Here is a 19,170-nt window from a genome sequence, read left to right on the forward strand (position 1 = left end):
ATATGTCTCGTATTGGTCGCAAACCAATTACAGTACCAAGTGGTGTGGACATCACACTGGACAACACCGTTATTACGGTAAAAGGACCAAAAGGATCTTTGACTCGTGAACTTCATAAAGATATGAAGGTAACAGTTGAAAACAACGAAATTACAGTTGTGCGTCCTTCCGATAACAAAACTCACCGTTCTTTGCACGGCACAACGCGTAGCGTTGTAAACAACATGGTGAGTGGTGTTACTGAAGGATTCGCAAAATCTCTGGAGCTGGTTGGGGTCGGATATCGTGCAAGCAAATCCGGAGATAAAATCGTTCTGAACGTTGGCTACTCTCACCCGGTTGAAATTACACCGGAAGCGGGAATCGAATTCGAAGTTCCTTCGAATACGAAAATCATCGTTCGCGGAATCGATAAAGAGCGTGTAGGTGCTTACGCTGCTAAAATCCGTTCCGTTCGTGAACCTGAGCCGTACAAAGGTAAAGGTATTAAATATGAAGGCGAGCGTATCATCCGTAAGGAAGGTAAAGCCGGTAAGAAGAAATAAGATTTTTCTTACCGCCTTTGCGCGGTTTTCGGCTTGCTTGCTTCTTGTGTTTCTAATATACCCCGTGGCTTCCGGTTTGAAGCCAGCGAGGTAACCTGAAAGGAGTGAATCCCTGAGATGATTACGAAAACAGATAAAAACAAGGCACGTCTGAAAAGACACCTGCGTGTTCGTAAGAAAATCCAAGGAACGGCAGCACGTCCTCGTTTGAACGTATTCCGTTCTGGTAAACATATGTATGCTCAAATCATCGATGATGTTGCTGGTGTAACAATCGCTTCCGCGTCTACCGTAGACAAAGAATTGAGCACTGACATCAAAAATGGTGCATCTGTTGAATCAGCTCGTAAAGTTGGCGAACTCGTTGCTAAACGTGCTAAAGACAAAGGTGTTTCCAACATCGTATTTGACCGTAGCGGTTATCTGTACCATGGTCGTATCGCAGCATTGGCTGAAGCGGCTCGTGAAGCAGGACTTGAGTTTTAAGATATTTTTCAAAAGGAGGTTAACGACTTGCGTGTAGATCCGAATACTTTGGAACTGACTGAAAGAGTTGTAAATATTAATCGCGTAGCTAAAGTAGTAAAAGGCGGACGCCGTTTCAGCTTTAGCGCACTGGTTGTAGTCGGCGACGGCAACGGCTGGGTTGGAGCTGGTATCGGTAAAGCGGGCGAAGTACCTGATGCAATTCGCAAAGGTATTGAAGACGCTAAGAAAAACCTTGTACACGTTCCACTCGTAGGAACATCGATTCCTCACTTGGTAACAGGTAAGTTCGGCGCAGGACGCGTGCTGTTGAAACCAGCATCTGAAGGTACTGGTGTTATCGCTGGTGGTCCTGTACGTGCGGTTCTCGAACTTGCTGGTGTAGGTGACATTTTGACAAAATCTCTGGGTTCTTCGAATTCCATGAACATGGTCAATGCGACTTTGGAAGGTTTGTCCCGTTTGAAGCGTGCTGAAGACGTGGCTAAACTGCGCGGAAAATCCGTCGAAGAGCTTCTGGGTTAAGGAGGGAATTCTCATGGCTAAATTAGAAATTACCCTCGTCCGCAGCTTGATCGGACGTCCGGAGACGCAAAGAACAACTGTGAAAACATTGGGTTTGCGCAAAATCAATAGCAAAGTGGTACAAAACGATAATCCTGCCATCCGTGGTATGATTAACAAAGTAAGCCACTTGGTTGCTGTTAAAGAAGTAGAAGCTTAAAAACGGGTTAATCCCACAAATCTTTAAGGAGGTGCAACGAACGATGAAGTTACATGAGCTTTCACCATCTCCTGGATCCCGCAAAGAACGTAAACGTCTTGGTCGCGGTCCAAGTAGTGGTACAGGTAAAACATCAGGTCGCGGTCACAAAGGACAAAACGCTCGTTCTGGCGGTGGAGTACGTCCAGGCTTCGAAGGTGGACAAAATCCATTGTATCGTCGCTTGCCAAAACGTGGTTTTGTAAACCCAACTCGCAAAGAATATGCAGTTGTGAATACTGAAGACCTGAACAGTTTTGCTGCGGGTACTGAAGTAACTCCAGAATTCTTGATGACGAACGGCGTAGTTAAAAACGCTAAATCCGGAATCAAAATCCTGGGTAACGGTGATGTCACTGTGAAGCTGACTGTTAAAGCTAACAAGTTTTCTCAATCTGCTATTGAGAAAATTGAAGCTGCCGGCGGTACAACTGAGGTGATTTAATGTTCAAGACCCTAAAGAATATCTGGCGGGTTGAAGATCTGCGCAAAAGGGTATTATTTACCCTTTTTGTACTGATCATTTACCGCATCGGCTCCTTTGTTCCCGTACCGGGAGTTAACAAAGATGTGTTCGAAGCGACAAATTCTGCGGGTAAAGAAGTTTTTGGACTTCTCAATACGTTCTCGGGTGGAGCGCTCTTCCAGTTCTCGATATTTGCGCTCGGGATCGTGCCTTACATCACTGCGTCTATCATAGTGCAGCTGCTTTCCATGGACGTTATTCCTAAATTAGCGGAGTGGGCAAAGCAGGGTGAACAAGGTAAGAAGAAATCTGCACAGCTGACCCGTTATTTAACGGTAGGTCTGGCATTGATTCAAGCGTTTGGTACGTCGATCGGATTCAACCGCTTGTACAATACAGAAATGGTGCCTAACGCAACATTTGCAGATTATATCTTGATCGCAATTGTACTTACGGCCGGTACTTCATTCCTAATGTGGCTTGGTGAGCAGATCACCGAAAAGGGCATAGGAAACGGGATTTCGATTTTGATCTTTGCGGGTATCCTATCAACGGTACCTAATATTATCAAACAAACGATCGAATCCGACTTCATCCAAGCTGATCAACTGTTCATGAACATTCTTAAAGGGGTAATCGTCGCAATTGTTATTGTGCTGATTATCATAGGTGTCATTTACATCCAGCAGGCGATTCGGAAAATTCCTGTACAGTACGCTAAACGTGTCGTAGGTAACAAAATGTACGGTGGACAGAACACACATATCCCGCTGAAGATTAATGCAGCAGGTGTTATCCCTGTCATCTTTGCTTCATCTCTGTTGATGTTCCCATCGATCATCGCAAACTTCTGGGCTGATCGTACGTGGGCACAGTGGATCGGAGCCAATCTCACTACTCACAAACCTCTGGGTATGTTACTCTATGTAGTGATGATTTTCGGGTTCACATTCTTCTATACTTTTGTACAGATGAATCCACAGCAGATGGCTGACAACATGAAAAAGAACGGCGGTTACATCCCAGGCATTCGTCCGGGTAAAGCAACCGAGAAATATCTGACCCGTGTCATGACTCGTTTGACAACGGCAGGTGCCATCTTCTTGGCAGTAATTTCCGTTCTGCCTGTAATCTTGGGGGCACTTTCTGGTTTGCCTCAATCAGCGCAAATTGGAGGAACTTCTCTCCTGATCGTTATCGGTGTTGCGCTGGATACCATGAAGCAAATCGAAAGCCAATTGATCAAACGCCACTACAAAGGTTTTATCAATAAATAGGCAATAGGTACCGGTCAAGCTAAGATTTACTTGCCGGCACCTATTGTGCTGTTTGTTGATGTAGGGTAGTCTTGGAGGGAGTGACATAACGTGAACATCCTATTCATGGGCCCTCCGGGGGCAGGAAAAGGAACGCAAGCAGACGTCATTGTGAAAGAGTTCGGTATTCCCCACATTTCAACAGGCGATGCATTTCGTCTGGCGATTAAGCAGGGAACTCCCATTGGCCTGAAAGCCAAAGAATATATGGATCAAGGATTGCTCGTACCAGATGATGTAACCATCGGCATTGTTGAAGAACGTTTGCAGCAGCCTGATTGCAGAGAAGGATTCCTCTTGGATGGATTTCCAAGAACCCTGTCTCAAGCAGAAGCGCTCGATGGCATTCTGGATCGACTGAACTCAGGTCTCGATCATGTAATCAACCTGAAAGTGGACCGCAACAAATTGCTCGCCCGTTTGACGGGTCGTCGTATTTGTAAGAACTGTGGCGCCACATATCATGTCGTGTTCAATCCGCCCAAGCAGGAAGGTATTTGTGATAAATGCGGCGGTGACTTGTACCAGCGCTCTGATGATAATGAAGAGAGCGTAGGCACACGTCTCGACGAATATATCAACAAAACAGCACCACTCCTCACATTTTATGAGAACAAAGGCCTTCTTCGTCAAATGGACGGAGAGCAGGATATCGATCAAGTTTCTCATGAAATCGTGTCCCTGCTGCGAGGTTAATTGAATGATCATTGGTAAGTCCGAAACGGAACTGGGCTTGATGAGGGAAGCAGGGAGAATTGTTGCGGAAACGCATCGTCTCTTGGCAGAGCATATCGCTCCCGGTATTACGACTGGAGAACTTGACCATATGGCCGATCAATACATCCGCAGTCAAGGAGCTGTGCCGTCTTTCAAAGGTTATAACGGTTTCCCTGCCAGTGTGTGCGCTTCAGTGAATGAAGAGTTGGTGCATGGATTTCCCGGCAAACGAAAGTTGAACGAGGGCGATATCGTTACGTTTGACATTGGCGCGCAGTACCAGGGTTATCACGGAGATTCCGCCTGGACTTATCCAGTCGGCCGTATTTCCGAAGAAGCCCGTCGTCTTCTGGACGTTACCGAGGCTTCGTTATACGCAGGTCTGGCGCTGGTAAAACCGGACGTTCGCTTGTTTACAATATCTCATGCGATTCAGAAATATATTGAAGATGAAGGGTTCTCGGTAGTACGTGAATATGTCGGTCACGGTATAGGAGCTGATCTGCACGAAGAACCACAGATTCCGAACTATGGTCTTCCTGATCGGGGACCACGGCTTAAAGCGGGCATGGTGCTGGCCATAGAGCCGATGGTTAACGCAGGTAGACGGTATGTGAAAACGTTGGAAGATAACTGGACTGTCGTCACTGTTGATGGATCGTTATGCGCCCACTTTGAACACACCGTAGCAGTTACACATGAAGGCATGGAAATTTTCACAAAACTGAATGCGTAGGTGATAAGGCATGAACAATCAGTCTAATCCGCAGCTCGGTCAACTTGTGAAGATCCGTAAAGGCCGCAATGCGGACCAAGCCGCAGTAATTGTTGCTATAGCGGACAGTAAGTTCGTATATATTGCGGATGGGGACAAACGTAAGTTTGATCAACCCAAGAAGAAGAATATTCTTCATCTTGAACTCCAGCCGATGATTAGCAGCGAGGTTGTAAACAGTTTAAACGAGAGTGGTCGGGTGACAAACGGAAAGCTCCGCTATGCGGTTCATTCGTTTCTGGAATCCACCAACATTCAAGCTGAAGAGAAAGGAGACTGACTAATGGCCAAGGAAGATGTCATTGAAGTGGAAGGTACGGTTCTCGAACCGCTACCGAATGCAACGTTCAAGGTTGAGCTTGAGAACGGTCATCAAATTCTCGCTCACGTTTCCGGCAAGTTGCGGATGCACTTTATTCGTATCCTGACTGGAGACAAAGTAGTTGTTCAGTTATCACCTTATGATTTGACAAAAGGTCGTATAACTTACCGTAAATAGTAGTAGACAGTTGCAATGAACTGTGAAGCTTATGAAGCGGGTTTTGCCCGGCAAAACTTGCGAAAGCTTCGAAGCCGGTTTTACAATGGTAAAACAAGGTCAATGCTTACGAAGAGGGTTTTGCTTAGCAAAACTTTGAGGAGGTAATTCACATGAAGGTAAGACCTTCGGTCAAGCCGATTTGCGAAAAATGCAAAGTCATTCGCCGCAAAGGGAATGTTATGGTTATCTGTGAAAATCCGAAACACAAACAAAAACAAGGTTAAAGAAGGGGGTGTAGCGTAAAATGGCACGTATAGCTGGTGTGGATTTGCCACGTGATAAGCGCGTTGAGATCGCCTTGACTTATATTTTCGGAATCGGTAAAACGACTTCCCAGAAAATTCTGAGCACAACAGGCATCAATCGGGACACTCGTGTCCGTGATTTGACGGAAGATGAAGTCAGCAAATTGCGTGAAAGTATCGACAAAGAGGTCAAAGTAGAAGGTGACCTGCGTCGTGAAATCTCTTTGAATATTAAACGTTTGACGGAGATCGGTTGTTACCGTGGAGTTCGTCATCGTCGTGGTCTGCCTGTTCGTGGACAACGTACGAAAACGAATGCTCGTACTCGTAAAGGTCCTCGTCGTACTGTAGCGAACAAGAAGAAATAATAAGGGGGGATAAGAGAAAATGGCTAAACCGAAAAAAGTCGTACGTACTAAACGTCGTGACCGTAAAAATATTGAATCTGGCGTGGCACATATCCGCTCCACGTTCAATAACACTATCGTTACCATTACGGACCCTCACGGAAACGCAATTTCGTGGGCAAGCTCCGGCGGCCTCGGATTCAGAGGTTCCCGTAAATCGACTCCGTTTGCTGCACAAATGGCTGCTGAGACTGCTGCCAAAGCTGCAATGGAACATGGGATGAAAGCCGTTGAGGTTATGGTTAAAGGACCAGGCGCAGGCCGTGAAGCAGCGATCCGCTCTTTGCAAGCTGCTGGTCTTGAAGTTAACCTGATCAAAGACGTAACTCCAGTCCCGCATAACGGATGCCGTCCTCCAAAACGTCGTCGTGTCTAATGAGATTTGCCCCTGCGTGTGGTATATTTCCGGCACAATCTGCTAATAATGGTTGTTTAGGCATACTACTACATGTTTTCGCAAGAGAAGGTAAATGTTTCATAGAGGACCGACGTTTTGAAGGAGGGGTATTGCAGTGATTGAAATCGAAAAGCCGAAAATTGAGACGGTAGACGTCAACGATGATGGCACCTATGGGAAATTCGTAGTAGAACCGCTGGAGCGCGGATACGGTACGACGCTTGGAAACTCGCTTCGCCGAATCTTGCTCTCGTCACTGCCGGGTGCGGCAGTGTCTTCGGTTCAAATCGATGGCGTTCTGCATGAATTTGCTACAGTTCCTGGCGTAATGGAAGATGTTACGGAGGTCATTCTTAACCTGAAAGCTTTGTCGCTTAAAATTCATTCTGATGAGGAGAAAGTGCTCGAGATTGATGCTGAAGGCGAAGGAGCAATTACGGCTGGAGATATCCGTGCTGACTCCGATGTGGAAATCCTTAACCCGGATTTGCACATTGCTACGCTCGGACCAGGTTCGAGACTTCACATGCGTATTTTTGCCAATCGCGGTCGCGGCTACGTCCAGGCAGATCGGAATAAACGCGATGACCAGCCGATCGGCGTCATCCCAGTCGATTCCATCTTCACCCCGATCAGCCGCGTTAACTACGCTGTGGAAAATACGCGTGTCGGCCAAGTAACCAACTATGACAAGCTCACGTTGGAAGTTTGGACTGACGGAAGTATTCGTCCTGAAGAGGCTGTAAGCCTTGGCGCTAAAATTTTGACCGAGCATCTGATGCTCTTCGTGGGTCTTACAGACGAAGCGAAAGATGCAGAGATTATGGTCGAAAAAGAAGAAGACAAAAAAGAAAAAGTACTCGAAATGACGATCGAAGAGCTGGATCTCTCTGTTCGTTCCTACAACTGCCTCAAACGTGCCGGTATTAATACCGTACAAGAGCTGACTACGAAAACAGAAGAAGACATGATGAAAGTCCGTAACCTCGGACGCAAGTCTTTGGAAGAAGTTCAAGAGAAGCTTGAGGAACTTGGTTTGGGACTCCGTACAGAAGAATAGACAGCCGAGTGCTTGAAGTGAAGGAGGGAAAACAATGGCATACCAAAAGTTGGGCCGTAATTCCAGCGCACGTAAAGCTTTGTTCCGTGACCTGGTAACCGACCTGTTCTTATACGAACGCATTCAGACAACTGAAGCGAAAGCAAAAGAGGTTCGTTCTATTGCTGAAAAACTGATCACTAAAGCGAAAAAGGGAGATCTTCATGCCCGTCGCCAAGTGGCAGCTTATGTTCGCCGCGAAACTATCGATGGTGAGCAAGATGCAATCCAAAAACTGTTTAGCGAATTGTCCGGTCGTTACGCTGAGCGTCCAGGTGGATACACTCGTATCTTGAAACTGGGACCTCGTCGTGGTGACGCAGCGCCAATGGTTTACTTGGAACTGGTAGACCGCGCGTAAAACAGATGAGATGAGGAAAGGGGACAGAATCAACGATTCTGGATTAACCCTTTTTTTCTCTTCATTTCGGAATTCGTGCTGTAATAGAAGCTCCGTAAGGGGCTTCTTTTGCTGTTCGGGATAGGGATATGTATAGTATGGAACAAAGGTGTGGTAATAATGCGGAACTTATGTATGACGTTAACTTATGATGGCACTGCCTATTTCGGCTTCCAAGTACAGCCGGGTGGGAATACCATTCAGGATCATCTTGAAGATGCGATTCGTGCTTTAACCGGTGAGAAGGTTAAAATTACAGGTTCAGGCCGAACAGATGCAGGTGTTCACGCCCGCAGACAAATCTTCAATTTTCCTACGGAGTCCCAGATCCCGATTGAACGTTGGTGTATTGCACTCAACTCCAGATTACCCTCCGATATTGTCGTTATTGATGCGAATGAAGTTTCGGCTGATTTTCATTCTCGCTATGCAGCGAAAAAGAAAACGTATCGTTATACAGTCAATGCGAATCAATTTCCGGATGTATTCAACAGAAGACTGCAATATCATCATCATGCGAAGCTTGATATTATGGCAATGCAGGAGGGCTTACGACATTTCATAGGGACGTATGATTTTACCTCTTTTGCTTCACGCAAGTCTCAGAAAGAGAATCATGTCCGTTCGGTGTACGAAGCATGGATGGAAGTGGACCGATCAATGTGCAGAGACCATCCGCGCGATCAGGGTGTCATTCACATTTATGTGAGTGGTAACGGCTTTTTGCAGCATATGGTTCGTATCATTGTAGGTACACTGCTGGAGATCGGAGAGGGCAAACGGAAAGCCTCTGATGTACCAAATATGATTGCTGCATGTAATCGATCTGCTGCAGGACCTACTGCAGTTAGCTGCGGTTTAATGCTCTGGGATCTTGAATACAAAAAAGATTAAATTTGGTGAGTGAAAAGCTTAATTAACACTTGCGATTTAGTCGCCTATCATGTAATATAAAAGTTGTGTTTTCTTAATGGCTTTCCCACAGCCCCAATTAAGAGGTTCACATCAAATTTACAATCCATCAACACCTAAAGTTATAACTTAACGAACGAAGATAAATGAAAATGATGATTTTGAACATTTTAAGGAGGAACTTTTCATGCGTACTACGTACATGGCGAAGCCTAACGAAGTTGAGCGCCAATGGCACATCATTGATGCTGAAGGCAAAACCCTCGGACGTTTGGCGAGCGAAGCGGCAGCTTTGATTCGCGGCAAACACAAGCCACAATTCACTCCACATGTGGACACTGGCGATTTCGTTGTTATCATCAATGCTGAGAAAATCGTATTGACTGGTAAGAAAATGCAAGGTAAAAAATACTACCGTCACTCAATGCACCCAGGTGGTTTGAAAGTAACTACAGCTGAAGAGATGGTTAAAAACAAACCTGAGCGTATGTTGGAATTGGCTGTTCGCGGTATGCTTCCTAAAACTCGCATGGGCGAGAAAATGAAGTTGAGACTTAAAGCGTACAGAGGCACTGAGCATCCACATGCAGCACAAAAACCAGAAGTTTACGAACTTCGCGGTTAATTAAAAGGAGGACAGTTTCATGGCACAAGTACAATACTATGGGACAGGTCGTCGTAAACATTCGGTAGCACGTGTTCGCCTTGTACCGGGTGAAGGACGCATTGTCATCAATAAACGTGATATTAATGAATACTTCGGTTTGGAAACACTCAAACTGATCGTAAAACAACCACTGAACTTGACAGAAACGCTCAACAACTATGACGTTCTTGTTATTGCTCATGGTGGCGGAATCTCCGGTCAAGCCGGCGCAATCCGTCATGGTATCTCCCGCGCTCTGTTGAAAGCAGATCCGGAATACCGTGCTTCCCTGAAAAAAGCAGGATTCCTGACTCGTGACCCACGGATGAAAGAGCGTAAAAAATACGGTCTCAAAGCCGCACGTCGCGCACCTCAGTTCTCCAAACGTTAATATGCATTACAAGCCTTTGGCCTCGGTCAAAGGCTTTTTTGTATTTACAGATCAATAGGTGTATTAAATGTTCTTTACTTTAGAAGATGCACCAAAGTAGCTTCGGGTTCCTCTGTATCGGTTAAAGTCTCTTCCTCCAGCTAATACTCCAGTAAACGCAACCCTCCTATAGCACAAAGATCAAATTTGCAGGTTAGGAACATCATAATGGTTGTAATCATTCATTTTTCATTCTCAATTTTCATCAGTTTTTCTTATGGTTTTGATAAAGGTCCCTTACAATTGAAGAATAGGATTCCCGCTTTTATCTCATTATTAAATCCTTCTCGTTTTTCTATATTCCTTCGATTCTATAGAGTTATTCTATACATCGTTTTATCAAATTGGCACCATAAACCCAGCAGTGGCAAAGGATTTCAATGACGAAGAGATAAGGATAAAATAAAAGTCGAAGACGTTACACATGGATGCTTTTATCCACAAATCGTTTAAATGCATAATTAACACCAAATTATATTCAAAACGAACAACAAAAAAATGGGCCGAAACTGATGTTTTTTACCATATGGCAGGCATTGACATCCCCCATGAAAGATTTATACTATACATAATTCATATTAGATTAGTCGGCTTTAGTGATTGTTGAAATGCAGAATGGGGGAAATGCAGACATGAACTTGTTGGAGAAAGAAGAACTTGCACGGACGAAGGCTGAAGAATTGGAAAACGCAAGTCCAGAGGATATTATTCGTTATGCTATTGAGACGTTTCCAAATATCACTTTTGCATGCAGCTTCGGTGCGGAGGATGTTGTACTTGTAGATATGCTTCAGAAGATTAGCCCATCCACGGATATATTTTATCTAGATACTGATTTTCATTTTAAGGAGACATACGAAACTCGTGACAAAATGAAAGAGAAATACAATCTTGATTTTGTACGTGTGGCTCCGAAAATTACTCCGGAGGAGCAGGCAGCTCAACATGGAGAACAATTGTGGAAGTCGGATCCTAATGCTTGCTGTAATATTCGGAAGGTTGAGCCGCTGACACGTATTCTATCCCAGTATGATGCATGGATTACCGGTATTCGGAGAGATCAAGCACCGACACGTGCAAATTCCAAGAAGGTCGAATATGATGCTAAGTTTGGACTTATGAAGTTCAACCCGATTGCACATTGGACTACAGAGGATGTATGGGATTATATTCGTGTTAATAATGTTGTGTACAATCCGCTGCATGATCAAAATTACCCGAGTATCGGTTGTGAGTATTGCACACGTCAGGTTATGCCAGGAGAAGATCCACGTGCGGGACGCTGGTCTGGGAACGAAAAAACGGAATGTGGTCTTCATAAATAATTTATTCAGAATAAGTGATGGACTTAATAATGCACTAGAATCATTCTTGATGATATAAAAAATGGTGAAACAGGGAGCTGACAAGATGACTTCGATTCTGCCTCATGGAGGTACGCTGATACAGCGTGTCGTACAAGGAGAAGAACGGGAACAATTATTACGAGAGAGTGAGAAACTGTCCTCTTTACGTATTAACAGCTGGACAATTTCGGATTTGGATCTCATTGGTGTGGGTGCATTCTCACCGCTTCAAGGTTTCATGAATGAAGAAGACTATCTTTCAGTTATATCTCGTATGCGTCTTGCTGACGGAACAGTCTGGAGTATCCCCATTACCTTAGCTGTAGATGAGCAGCAGGCTGCATCACTCCAGATCGGTGAGACTGTGGCACTTATTGGCGATAATGACGGGGTAACCTATGGATTGCTGGAAGTGAAGAGCTTATATAAAGTAGATCAGGGTGAAGAAGCGCGTCGTGTCTTCAAGACGGATGATCCAGAGCACCCGGGTGTGAAGAAACTGCTGGAACGACCTGCAACGTATGTAGGAGGTCCAATTCAAGTGCTGAATCGTCCCAAACCGGCCAAGTTCGAACAGTTCTATTATGATCCTGCTGAGACACGGAAAACGTTCCAGGATAAGGGCTGGAAGACGGTTGTTGGTTTTCAGACGCGTAATCCGGTCCATCGTGCCCATGAGTACATTCAGAAGAGTGCAATGGAGATTGTGGACGCCCTGTTCTTAAATCCGCTTGTAGGCGAAACGAAGTCTGATGACGTGCCTGCCGATGTACGAATGAAGAGTTATCTGGTTTTGCTGGAGAACTATTATCCGGCTGATCGTGCGTTTCTAGGCGTATTTCCGGCAGCTATGCGGTATGCTGGTCCAAGAGAGGCCATTTTCCACGCGATGGTACGTAAAAATTATGGTTGTACTCACTTTATTGTAGGTCGCGACCATGCAGGTGTGGGTGACTACTACGGAACATATGAAGCGCAGGAGATCTTTACTAACTTCACACCGGAAGAACTCGGTATCACGCCTTTGTTCTTTGAACATAGTTTTTTCTGCACCAAATGTGGCAACATGGCATCAAGCAAAACCTGCCCGCATGATAAAGAACACCACATGGCTCTGTCTGGCACGAAAGTACGTGGGTTGCTACGAGATGGGCTATGCCCTCCACCTGAATTTACGCGCCCAGAGGTAGCTGAGGTGCTGATTGAAGGAATGGCTGAGCAAGTCCGCTCCTAACGGTATATTTGTCCATCTTGTCCCATATAGATGATTAGAGTCATTTATAGGGACGAGGTGGTTTTTTTATGCGTAAAAATATGGGGAAGCACTTTGTGATCTGGATTAGGTTACGCACCATGAAGAGGGTGATGTTAAGCCTTTGTTTGCTTGCGATGTTTGTGGCGGTGGTGACGTATGAGTTGCCCTCCTCCAAAATGTCCGGTTACTGGGGGCTGCCATTAGCGGGAAAAGTCATAGCTATTGATGCAGGACATGGTGGGCCAGATGGGGGAGCGGTGAGTAAGCAGGGAGTCATTGAGAAAGATATCAATTTATCCATTGCGCTGTACGTACGAGATTATCTGCAGCAAGCAGGGGCCTTGGTTGTGATGACCCGAGAAATAGACACCGATCTGGCTGCCTCTGATACCAAAGGGTACTCCAAACGCAAGACGGAGGATCTGAAACAAAGAGTAAGAAGAATCGAGGATAAGCAGGCAGATCTCTTTATCAGCATTCATATGAACAGTGTACCTTCGAACCGCTGGAGTGGCGCTCAAGTTTTTTATACACCCAATCATCCCGATAATGCAGGATTAGCCAATCTTCTTCAGCAAGAAATGATTCGTAATCTGGAAAATACAGATCGAATCGCGAAAACGGTAAATACCGTTTATTTGCTCCAGGCGTTAAAAATTCCCTCGGCACTGGTGGAGGTAGGGTTCCTTTCTCACCCGGAAGAGGCGCGTCTGCTTGCAGATGAAACCTATCAGCGTAAAGTAGCTGCATCCATCTATAACGGGATTCTCCGTTATTCGTCAGGAGAACGTCCTAAAAGTTAGTCACAATGAGAAAGGTAATGATATAATTGAATCAGCATACCTAATTACATGCCAATAGATAAAGCTGAGGTGCTGTCTGATGTTATCAAAAGAACAGATACTTGAACTATTGCAGCCGTTGCAGGAACCGCAATTGGGCGTAAGTTTGACTGAACTGCAGTGGGTCCGTGATGTCATGGTTAAAGAAGATCATGTTGCTCTTACTATGGTGACGCTGGAGAACCGCACAGAGGATACAACTGCTCTAAGCGATGCCGCGCGCAACCTGTTGTCCCAACACGGAGTGAATGATGTACATATTCGTCTGCGTGCAGCGTCAGAGCATGAGCGTGAGAGCCTGAACATAGGACAAGCGGATCATGAGGAAGACGAGGACGAAGTGCTTGTCAAAGGCCATGCAGCAGGGCTGGACGGACATGAGTTGTTAAGTCCTGAATCCGGCGTACGTTTTATTGCTGTTGCTAGTGGTAAAGGCGGCGTCGGCAAATCGACGGTAACCGTTAATTTGGCTGCAGCTCTGGCACGTCAAGGCAAGAAGGTTGGCTTGATTGATGCAGATATATATGGCTTCAGTGTACCTGACATGATGGGCATTGAGGAATATCCAGTCGTTGAGGACGGGGTTATCCAACCCGTTGAGCGTTTCGGCGTAAAAGTGATGTCGATGGGATTCTTTATTCGAGAGAATAACCCGGTGATCTGGCGTGGACCTATGTTGGGGCGGATGTTGCGCCAATTCTTTACCGATGTAAACTGGGGAGAGTTGGATTATATGCTGCTTGATCTGCCTCCGGGTACGGGGGATGTCGCACTAGACGTACACCAGATGCTGCCTCACAGCAAAGAAATCATCGTTACAACACCTCATGCAACCGCTGCCTTTGTAGCTGCACGTGCAGGTGCCATGGCCATTCAGACGGAACATGAGCTGCTTGGTGTGGTAGAGAACATGGCTTATTATGAATGTAGCAAATGCGGAGAGAAAGATTATGTATTTGGCCGGGGCGGTGGGGGTACTCTTGCCGAGAGTCTTCATACAGAGCTGCTTGCACAGATTCCACTGGGAGCGCCGGATAATCATATTTCGGAGCCGGATTTTTCACCATCCGTGTATAAAGCGGATTCAAGCATCGGTGCGATCTACGACGAGGTTGCCCAAACTGTTGATGCCAAGTTTTAAATTTTCTAATGACGTAAAATATATAAAAAGGCCCACATCCATGGATGTGGGCTTTTTTCAACATGTGATAACTTTTAACTTTGAAGTATGATCAACTTACGATCCTCCATTACTTCCGTCGCCACCACTGTTACCATCACTACTACCGTCACTACTGCCACTTCCGCCATCGCCATTGTCGTCTTTGCTTTGGCCCTCCTGTTTGCCGCCTTGTTCTGTTTTGGGTTGCAACTCATCCTGGACTACCTTTTTAAGCAAAGTCAGCACTTCCATTCGGAATAAAGGATTTTGCATGACTTCCTGCATAACGGTCATCGTTTGTTTACGATATTCGGGCGTTTTGGTCATATCCATGAACATCTTGGACACTTCAGGAGATTTCATGACATCCCCAATGGATTTTTGATACGTTGGATCTTTGATTAATTGCATATGCAGTTGCTTGCTTTGGGAGTTAATCACTTTGGCGAATTCACCTGCAAACTGTGGATCCGTCATAATTTTCTCGAATTCCTTCTGGTATTCAGGAGCCGTGATGGTATCTTTTACAGCTATACGTATTTGTTCTGAAGATTGCATAGGCATTAACATTTTCATACCCACTGTTCCAGATCCACCGCCAGAAGCTCCACTTTGGCCAGAAGCGCCGCCTTCGCCACCACCAGAAGAACTTTGTCCAGTGAGAGCTTCCTCGACCGCCTTTTTACCTTCGTCACTTTTGAGAATATCCACGACCATCGTTTTCATCTCTTTATAACCGCCCTGAGGAGGCGAATAATTCTGATCTGAGCCACAGCCGGCGAGCATGACGGATAGTCCAAGTACGACACAGCATAACTGCCACAAAGGCCGTTTCATGTGCACAACCCCTCCTTGATTAGATACTGGATGTAGTATGTGATGGGAAACCGCTAAATATGTTGAATGATGATGGTTTTTTGCTGTGAAGGTTGGTAAAATAAACTCTCGGGGGTGGAAAACATTTGAATTTACGTAAATGGTTTTTCCTATTTTGGTCAGCTTTGCTTATAGGGGCTGCAGGATCATTAGTGACGGGTCTAATTATGATGTTGGTTAATGGAGAAAAAACGAATGGAATGACCGATTTTTTAATTTATCTCCTGATCTTGTTTGGTTCCGGTATTATGATTAGCGTGTATTCGCAAATGGGTTTTTTCGCATACTTGATATTGAACTATATGGGCAAAGGTGTATTTTCGAAACGCAGTTGGCAAATTGTACAGATTGTTCTAACCGTCTTGGCGTTACTTGATGTCATGTTTTTACGTTTGTTTGTTGGTGGGGAACGAGAACGGCTATCCGATATTGTGCTTGGAATCATTATTTTGGCAGCTGGAATTGTTACCGCTTACGTAAAGGTGAAAAAGACACATATTTCGGCGATGGTGCCTACACTCTTTTTCATGGTGGCTGTTACCGTGGTGGAAACGATCGGTGTGCTGCGAATTGATGTGAATGCGGCTACCATCTTTATTGTGGTTCCACTGTTAATCTGTAATGCATACCAAATGCTGATATTGCACAGGCTGGTAGATGGGTCCATGGAGCAGCGGGTGAGTGGAAAGACCGAGGTACAAGAAAGTCATGCGTAGCGATTATCTTAAAAAAAACGCCAAAAAGAGCTAACCTGGTTAGCTCTTTTCATTTATGGCGCTTCAGCGCCTTTTTACAAGGCATGGAGTACAGAAGGGAAGTATACAGTTTGCCTCAGCAATACTGCTTTAATTCATGTTTACTGTGCACTGGCTTGGTCGCGAACTTCCGTACCTTTGACACTTGAATGGTTAAGCAGCTCAGAAACCGTCACGAATTCATACCCTTGATTTTTTAACTTGTCGATAATGACGGGTAATGCTTCATGCGTTTGTTTCGAGGAATCACTAGCGTGCAGCAGCACAATGTCTCCAGGATGCGCCTTGCTAACTACACGATCAACAATGGTCTGTACACCAGGGTTCTTCCAATCCTGCGAATCGGTGTCCCATTGGACAACCTGATAATTCAGACTGCTGGCAACCTGGAGAACACGTTTGTCAAAGTCGCCATTAGGTAGACGCAGCAATTTCGGTTCTTTTCCCGTTAAATCGGTTAAAATGCTATGAGCTGTCGAAATTTCCTTGCGGATTTCCTCTTCAGTCAGGCTGCTGTAATTATCATGCTTGTGACCATGGCTGCCGATTTCGTATCCTGCGTCTTTGATGGCTGTTACAATCTCGGGGTGTGTCTTACTCCAGGGGGAGGACAAGAAGAAAGTGGCCTTCTGAACTTTATTTTCTTGGAGGACCTTCAGAATAGGCTCTGTCCTTTTATCTCCCCAGCTAATGTCAAAGGTGAGTGCAATAACCTTCTTCTCGGTTGGAACGCTGTATACGGCGGATGGTGCATCCTCCGAGAATACAGAAATATTGCCGCTCTCCAGATAAATAATCCCGATAGCAAAGACGGCAGCAACCAGCACAATCAGGAAACGTTTGATCTTTTTGCCGCTAAATACATAGAACGAGTTCATTTCAATAAGCGCCCCTCTCCCATAAGAAATGCTTGTTTACTCTCCAATGTATGCTCGTACCTCGCAGTTATTCGTATCAGACGTTTGTTTGTCCAACATCTTGGTTCCACAGGAGGATATTATGTTAAAATTCAGTACATTTCTTAGAGCTTTAGGTTCCATTCGTGGTGCATTAATCTGGTCGATCGTATTGTTTGTTGTTGGAATAGGCACGGGATGGGTGAGTACAGGAACACTTGAGGATATATTGTTGAATCAAATCGGGGGACTAAGGGAGGTTAGTGAGCGGCTGGAGCAGGGGAACAATGTGCAATGGAACTTCTTCCTCTTTATCTTTTTCAATAACGCCATCAAAAGTGTACTCGTGATCTATGCCGGTATCTTCTTTGGCATTCTGCCTGTCGTTTTCCTGTTAATCAATGGCATGGTTATCGGTTTTCTGGTACACACTACAATGAACTATGGGGCCAGCTTCTTTGATATTGTTGTAAAAGGACTTCTTCCACATGGCATTATTGAAATTCCGGTAATTATTATCGCTTGTGCATTCGGTTTAAGGTTTGGTGGATTAGCTCTCAAAAGTCTTGGTCAATTTGGCGGGGAGAAACGAAATACGATTGGCAGCCAGTGGAGTGCTTTTATGCGCACAACGGTAACTGCATCCTTCTGGATTGTTATTTTGCTACTTGTTGCAGCGATTATCGAAAGTACACTTACCTACAGCCTGGTGCGAGGATAAATTTGTATGGGATGACATTCATAAATTTTCAGAAAGTTGACCATAACAATAAAACGGGTTTCAGTAGCAAATACCAAAGGACAAATAAAGATGATCCTGGGTTTGCTACTAAAACCGGCGCTGTCCGATATATAGCCTGAATTAAAGGGGCTCGAATATGACATACACTGGGACACGCCATTATCCATATGCAGAAAAAGGAGAACTCTAATGCTGGGTATGCTGTTTAACGAGAAGGAATGCAAGGAACTGGATTATGTATTGCGCAAAGAGCTTGATGAAATGCTGTTCGACTTAAGTGACAACCGTCTCGATCAAGAAATTAAATACGCCATAGCGAGTCGCTACAAGACTGTGTTCCGTATGTATGCGCGCTTTGCGCCACCCAAAGAGTTATCCAAATATGCTAGAGGCGGCAAACTAAAAAAATCCAAGCCATAATGATGTGGTCAGTGGGATGCTGAAGTTCACCATATAAGAGAGGTGCGGCCCGTAAAGCCAGCGCTGTACCTCAGACACCATGAATCAGTAATAGGTAGAATAGGCGGCTTTGAAAAGGGATATGAAACATTTTGTCGAAAAAGGGTTGACCTTTTTTGTTCAATATGATAAATTAATTTTCGTTCCTTTTTTAAGGAAAAGTTAACCGGAACAAGCGCTGGAATAAAGCGATTGAAAATAAATCAAAAAAAGTGCTTGCAAAGTAAACTTAAACATGATATATTATAAAAGTCGCCGCTGAAAATACGGTGACAAAGAAAACAGAAACAAATTGAATGTTTGATCTTTGAAAACTGAACAACGAGTGAGTAACGATCTTGCTTGCAAGATCGACGCTGAGAAATTGGTACACGTCTTCGGGCTGTATGATTTCGAAGCATAAATGAGATTTTTAATCTCGTCAGTTTCAAAATGAGCTTATCGCTCTTTTCAAATACTTGAGATGATTTTCATAGCGTTTAACCACGCTACTGAAATTCATCTTTATTGGAGAGTTTGATCCTGGCTCAGGACGAACGCTGGCGGCATGCCTAATACATGCAAGTCGAGCGGACTTGAAGAGGAGCTTGCTTCTCGGATGGTTAGCGGCGGACGGGTGAGTAACACGTAGGCAACCTGCCCTCAAGTTTGGGACAACTACCGGAAACGGTAGCTAATACCGAATAGTTGTT

Annotated in this window: 27 protein-coding genes and 1 rRNA gene; 26 read left to right on the forward strand and 2 right to left on the reverse strand. The window is 45.0% G+C overall.

Annotation, left to right across the window (positions count from 1 at the left end; translation table 11 throughout):
• Nucleotides 1–2: 2 nt before the first annotated feature.
• The 22 genes from rplF (at nt 3) to BLS14_RS31375 (ending at nt 14,729) form a co-directional block, all read left to right on the forward strand.
• Complete coding sequence (rplF, locus tag BLS14_RS31270) at nt 3–545, forward strand: 50S ribosomal protein L6 (RefSeq protein WP_024633576.1); 543 nt, start codon at nt 3–5, stop codon at nt 543–545.
• A gap of 117 nt (nt 546–662) precedes the next feature.
• Nucleotides 663–1,031: a 50S ribosomal protein L18 gene (rplR, locus tag BLS14_RS31275; RefSeq protein WP_063567427.1), complete on the forward strand. Its 369-nt coding sequence runs from the start codon at nt 663–665 to the stop codon at nt 1,029–1,031.
• 27 nt (nt 1,032–1,058) lie between these two features.
• Nucleotides 1,059–1,556 carry a 30S ribosomal protein S5 gene (gene rpsE / locus BLS14_RS31280; RefSeq protein WP_017692091.1) on the forward strand — a complete coding sequence of 166 codons (498 nt, stop codon included), beginning with the start codon at nt 1,059–1,061 and terminating at the stop codon, nt 1,554–1,556.
• 13 nt (nt 1,557–1,569) lie between these two features.
• Nucleotides 1,570–1,755 (forward strand): 50S ribosomal protein L30, encoded by a 186-nt coding sequence (gene rpmD / locus BLS14_RS31285; RefSeq protein WP_017692092.1) that lies wholly within the window; start codon nt 1,570–1,572, stop codon nt 1,753–1,755.
• A gap of 43 nt (nt 1,756–1,798) precedes the next feature.
• Complete coding sequence (gene rplO / locus BLS14_RS31290) at nt 1,799–2,239, forward strand: 50S ribosomal protein L15 (protein WP_062836188.1); 441 nt, start codon at nt 1,799–1,801, stop codon at nt 2,237–2,239.
• On the forward strand, nt 2,239–3,537 hold the full coding sequence (secY, locus tag BLS14_RS31295) for a preprotein translocase subunit SecY (protein ID WP_063567428.1): 1,299 nt from the start codon (nt 2,239–2,241) through the stop codon (nt 3,535–3,537). Before rplO ends, secY begins: the two co-directional genes overlap by 1 nt.
• A gap of 90 nt (nt 3,538–3,627) precedes the next feature.
• Nucleotides 3,628–4,272 (forward strand): adenylate kinase, encoded by a 645-nt coding sequence (locus BLS14_RS31300; protein WP_024633570.1) that lies wholly within the window; start codon nt 3,628–3,630, stop codon nt 4,270–4,272.
• Between the two features lie 4 nt (nt 4,273–4,276).
• A complete protein-coding gene (map, locus tag BLS14_RS31305) occupies nt 4,277–5,029 on the forward strand; it encodes a type I methionyl aminopeptidase (protein WP_053779202.1) in 753 nt (250 codons plus the stop codon).
• A gap of 10 nt (nt 5,030–5,039) precedes the next feature.
• Nucleotides 5,040–5,348, forward strand: coding sequence for a KOW domain-containing RNA-binding protein (locus tag BLS14_RS31310; protein ID WP_024633568.1), 309 nt, complete (start codon nt 5,040–5,042; stop codon nt 5,346–5,348).
• Between the two features lie 3 nt (nt 5,349–5,351).
• Nucleotides 5,352–5,567 (forward strand): translation initiation factor IF-1, encoded by a 216-nt coding sequence (gene infA / locus BLS14_RS31315; RefSeq protein ID WP_017692098.1) that lies wholly within the window; start codon nt 5,352–5,354, stop codon nt 5,565–5,567.
• A gap of 152 nt (nt 5,568–5,719) precedes the next feature.
• Nucleotides 5,720–5,833: a 50S ribosomal protein L36 gene (gene rpmJ, locus BLS14_RS31320; protein WP_003333770.1), complete on the forward strand. Its 114-nt coding sequence runs from the start codon at nt 5,720–5,722 to the stop codon at nt 5,831–5,833.
• Between the two features lie 20 nt (nt 5,834–5,853).
• Nucleotides 5,854–6,222 (forward strand): 30S ribosomal protein S13, encoded by a 369-nt coding sequence (rpsM, locus tag BLS14_RS31325; RefSeq protein WP_053779200.1) that lies wholly within the window; start codon nt 5,854–5,856, stop codon nt 6,220–6,222.
• A 19-nt stretch (nt 6,223–6,241) separates the two neighbouring features.
• Entirely contained in the window at nt 6,242–6,637 is a 396-nt protein-coding gene (gene rpsK, locus BLS14_RS31330; protein ID WP_017692100.1) for a 30S ribosomal protein S11, read from the forward strand.
• 136 nt (nt 6,638–6,773) lie between these two features.
• Complete coding sequence (locus BLS14_RS31335; RefSeq protein ID WP_017692101.1) at nt 6,774–7,718, forward strand: DNA-directed RNA polymerase subunit alpha; 945 nt, start codon at nt 6,774–6,776, stop codon at nt 7,716–7,718.
• A 34-nt stretch (nt 7,719–7,752) separates the two neighbouring features.
• Nucleotides 7,753–8,118, forward strand: a complete 366-nt coding sequence (rplQ, locus tag BLS14_RS31340) for a 50S ribosomal protein L17 (RefSeq protein WP_017692102.1) — start codon at nt 7,753–7,755, stop codon at nt 8,116–8,118.
• 159 nt (nt 8,119–8,277) lie between these two features.
• The gene (gene truA, locus BLS14_RS31345) at nt 8,278–9,051 is read left to right on the forward strand and encodes a tRNA pseudouridine(38-40) synthase TruA (protein ID WP_090955712.1); all 774 of its coding nucleotides are present in this window, start codon (nt 8,278–8,280) and stop codon (nt 9,049–9,051) included.
• Nucleotides 9,052–9,256: 205 nt separating this feature from the next.
• A complete protein-coding gene (rplM, locus tag BLS14_RS31350) occupies nt 9,257–9,694 on the forward strand; it encodes a 50S ribosomal protein L13 (protein WP_024633564.1) in 438 nt (145 codons plus the stop codon).
• A gap of 19 nt (nt 9,695–9,713) precedes the next feature.
• On the forward strand, nt 9,714–10,106 hold the full coding sequence (gene rpsI, locus BLS14_RS31355) for a 30S ribosomal protein S9 (protein WP_017692105.1): 393 nt from the start codon (nt 9,714–9,716) through the stop codon (nt 10,104–10,106).
• 671 nt (nt 10,107–10,777) lie between these two features.
• A complete protein-coding gene (locus tag BLS14_RS31360) occupies nt 10,778–11,470 on the forward strand; it encodes a phosphoadenylyl-sulfate reductase (RefSeq protein WP_063567430.1) in 693 nt (230 codons plus the stop codon).
• Nucleotides 11,471–11,555: 85 nt separating this feature from the next.
• Nucleotides 11,556–12,725 (forward strand): sulfate adenylyltransferase, encoded by a 1,170-nt coding sequence (gene sat, locus BLS14_RS31365; RefSeq protein WP_090955714.1) that lies wholly within the window; start codon nt 11,556–11,558, stop codon nt 12,723–12,725.
• Between the two features lie 68 nt (nt 12,726–12,793).
• Nucleotides 12,794–13,549, forward strand: a complete 756-nt coding sequence (gene cwlD / locus BLS14_RS31370) for an N-acetylmuramoyl-L-alanine amidase CwlD (protein ID WP_063567432.1) — start codon at nt 12,794–12,796, stop codon at nt 13,547–13,549.
• Between the two features lie 79 nt (nt 13,550–13,628).
• Nucleotides 13,629–14,729, forward strand: coding sequence for an Mrp/NBP35 family ATP-binding protein (locus BLS14_RS31375; protein ID WP_090811995.1), 1,101 nt, complete (start codon nt 13,629–13,631; stop codon nt 14,727–14,729).
• A gap of 96 nt (nt 14,730–14,825) precedes the next feature.
• On the opposite strand, the gene gerD is transcribed toward BLS14_RS31375, so the two are convergent.
• The gene (gene gerD, locus BLS14_RS31380; protein WP_063567434.1) at nt 14,826–15,587 is read right to left on the reverse strand and encodes a spore germination lipoprotein GerD; all 762 of its coding nucleotides are present in this window, start codon (nt 15,585–15,587) and stop codon (nt 14,826–14,828) included.
• Between the two features lie 125 nt (nt 15,588–15,712).
• Between gerD and BLS14_RS31385 the strand changes: the two genes are divergently transcribed.
• Complete coding sequence (locus BLS14_RS31385; RefSeq protein ID WP_090955717.1) at nt 15,713–16,342, forward strand: KinB-signaling pathway activation protein; 630 nt, start codon at nt 15,713–15,715, stop codon at nt 16,340–16,342.
• A 140-nt stretch (nt 16,343–16,482) separates the two neighbouring features.
• On the opposite strand, the gene pdaB is transcribed toward BLS14_RS31385, so the two are convergent.
• Nucleotides 16,483–17,259 (reverse strand): polysaccharide deacetylase family sporulation protein PdaB, encoded by a 777-nt coding sequence (pdaB, locus tag BLS14_RS31390; RefSeq protein ID WP_063567436.1) that lies wholly within the window; start codon nt 17,257–17,259, stop codon nt 16,483–16,485.
• Nucleotides 17,260–17,380: 121 nt separating this feature from the next.
• Between pdaB and BLS14_RS31395 the strand changes: the two genes are divergently transcribed.
• The 3 genes from BLS14_RS31395 to BLS14_RS31405 form a co-directional block, all read left to right on the forward strand.
• On the forward strand, nt 17,381–17,998 hold the full coding sequence (locus tag BLS14_RS31395) for a stage II sporulation protein M (protein ID WP_090955719.1): 618 nt from the start codon (nt 17,381–17,383) through the stop codon (nt 17,996–17,998).
• 210 nt (nt 17,999–18,208) lie between these two features.
• Nucleotides 18,209–18,439, forward strand: a complete 231-nt coding sequence (locus BLS14_RS31400; protein WP_017692114.1) for a hypothetical protein — start codon at nt 18,209–18,211, stop codon at nt 18,437–18,439.
• A 543-nt stretch (nt 18,440–18,982) separates the two neighbouring features.
• Nucleotides 18,983–19,170: ribosomal RNA gene (locus BLS14_RS31405) — 16S ribosomal RNA — on the forward strand; the annotation flags it as partial.

It is taken from the genome of Paenibacillus sp. OK060 (genome assembly GCF_900101205.1).
GTDB classification, from domain to species: Bacteria; Bacillota; Bacilli; order Paenibacillales; family Paenibacillaceae; genus Paenibacillus; species Paenibacillus marchantiae.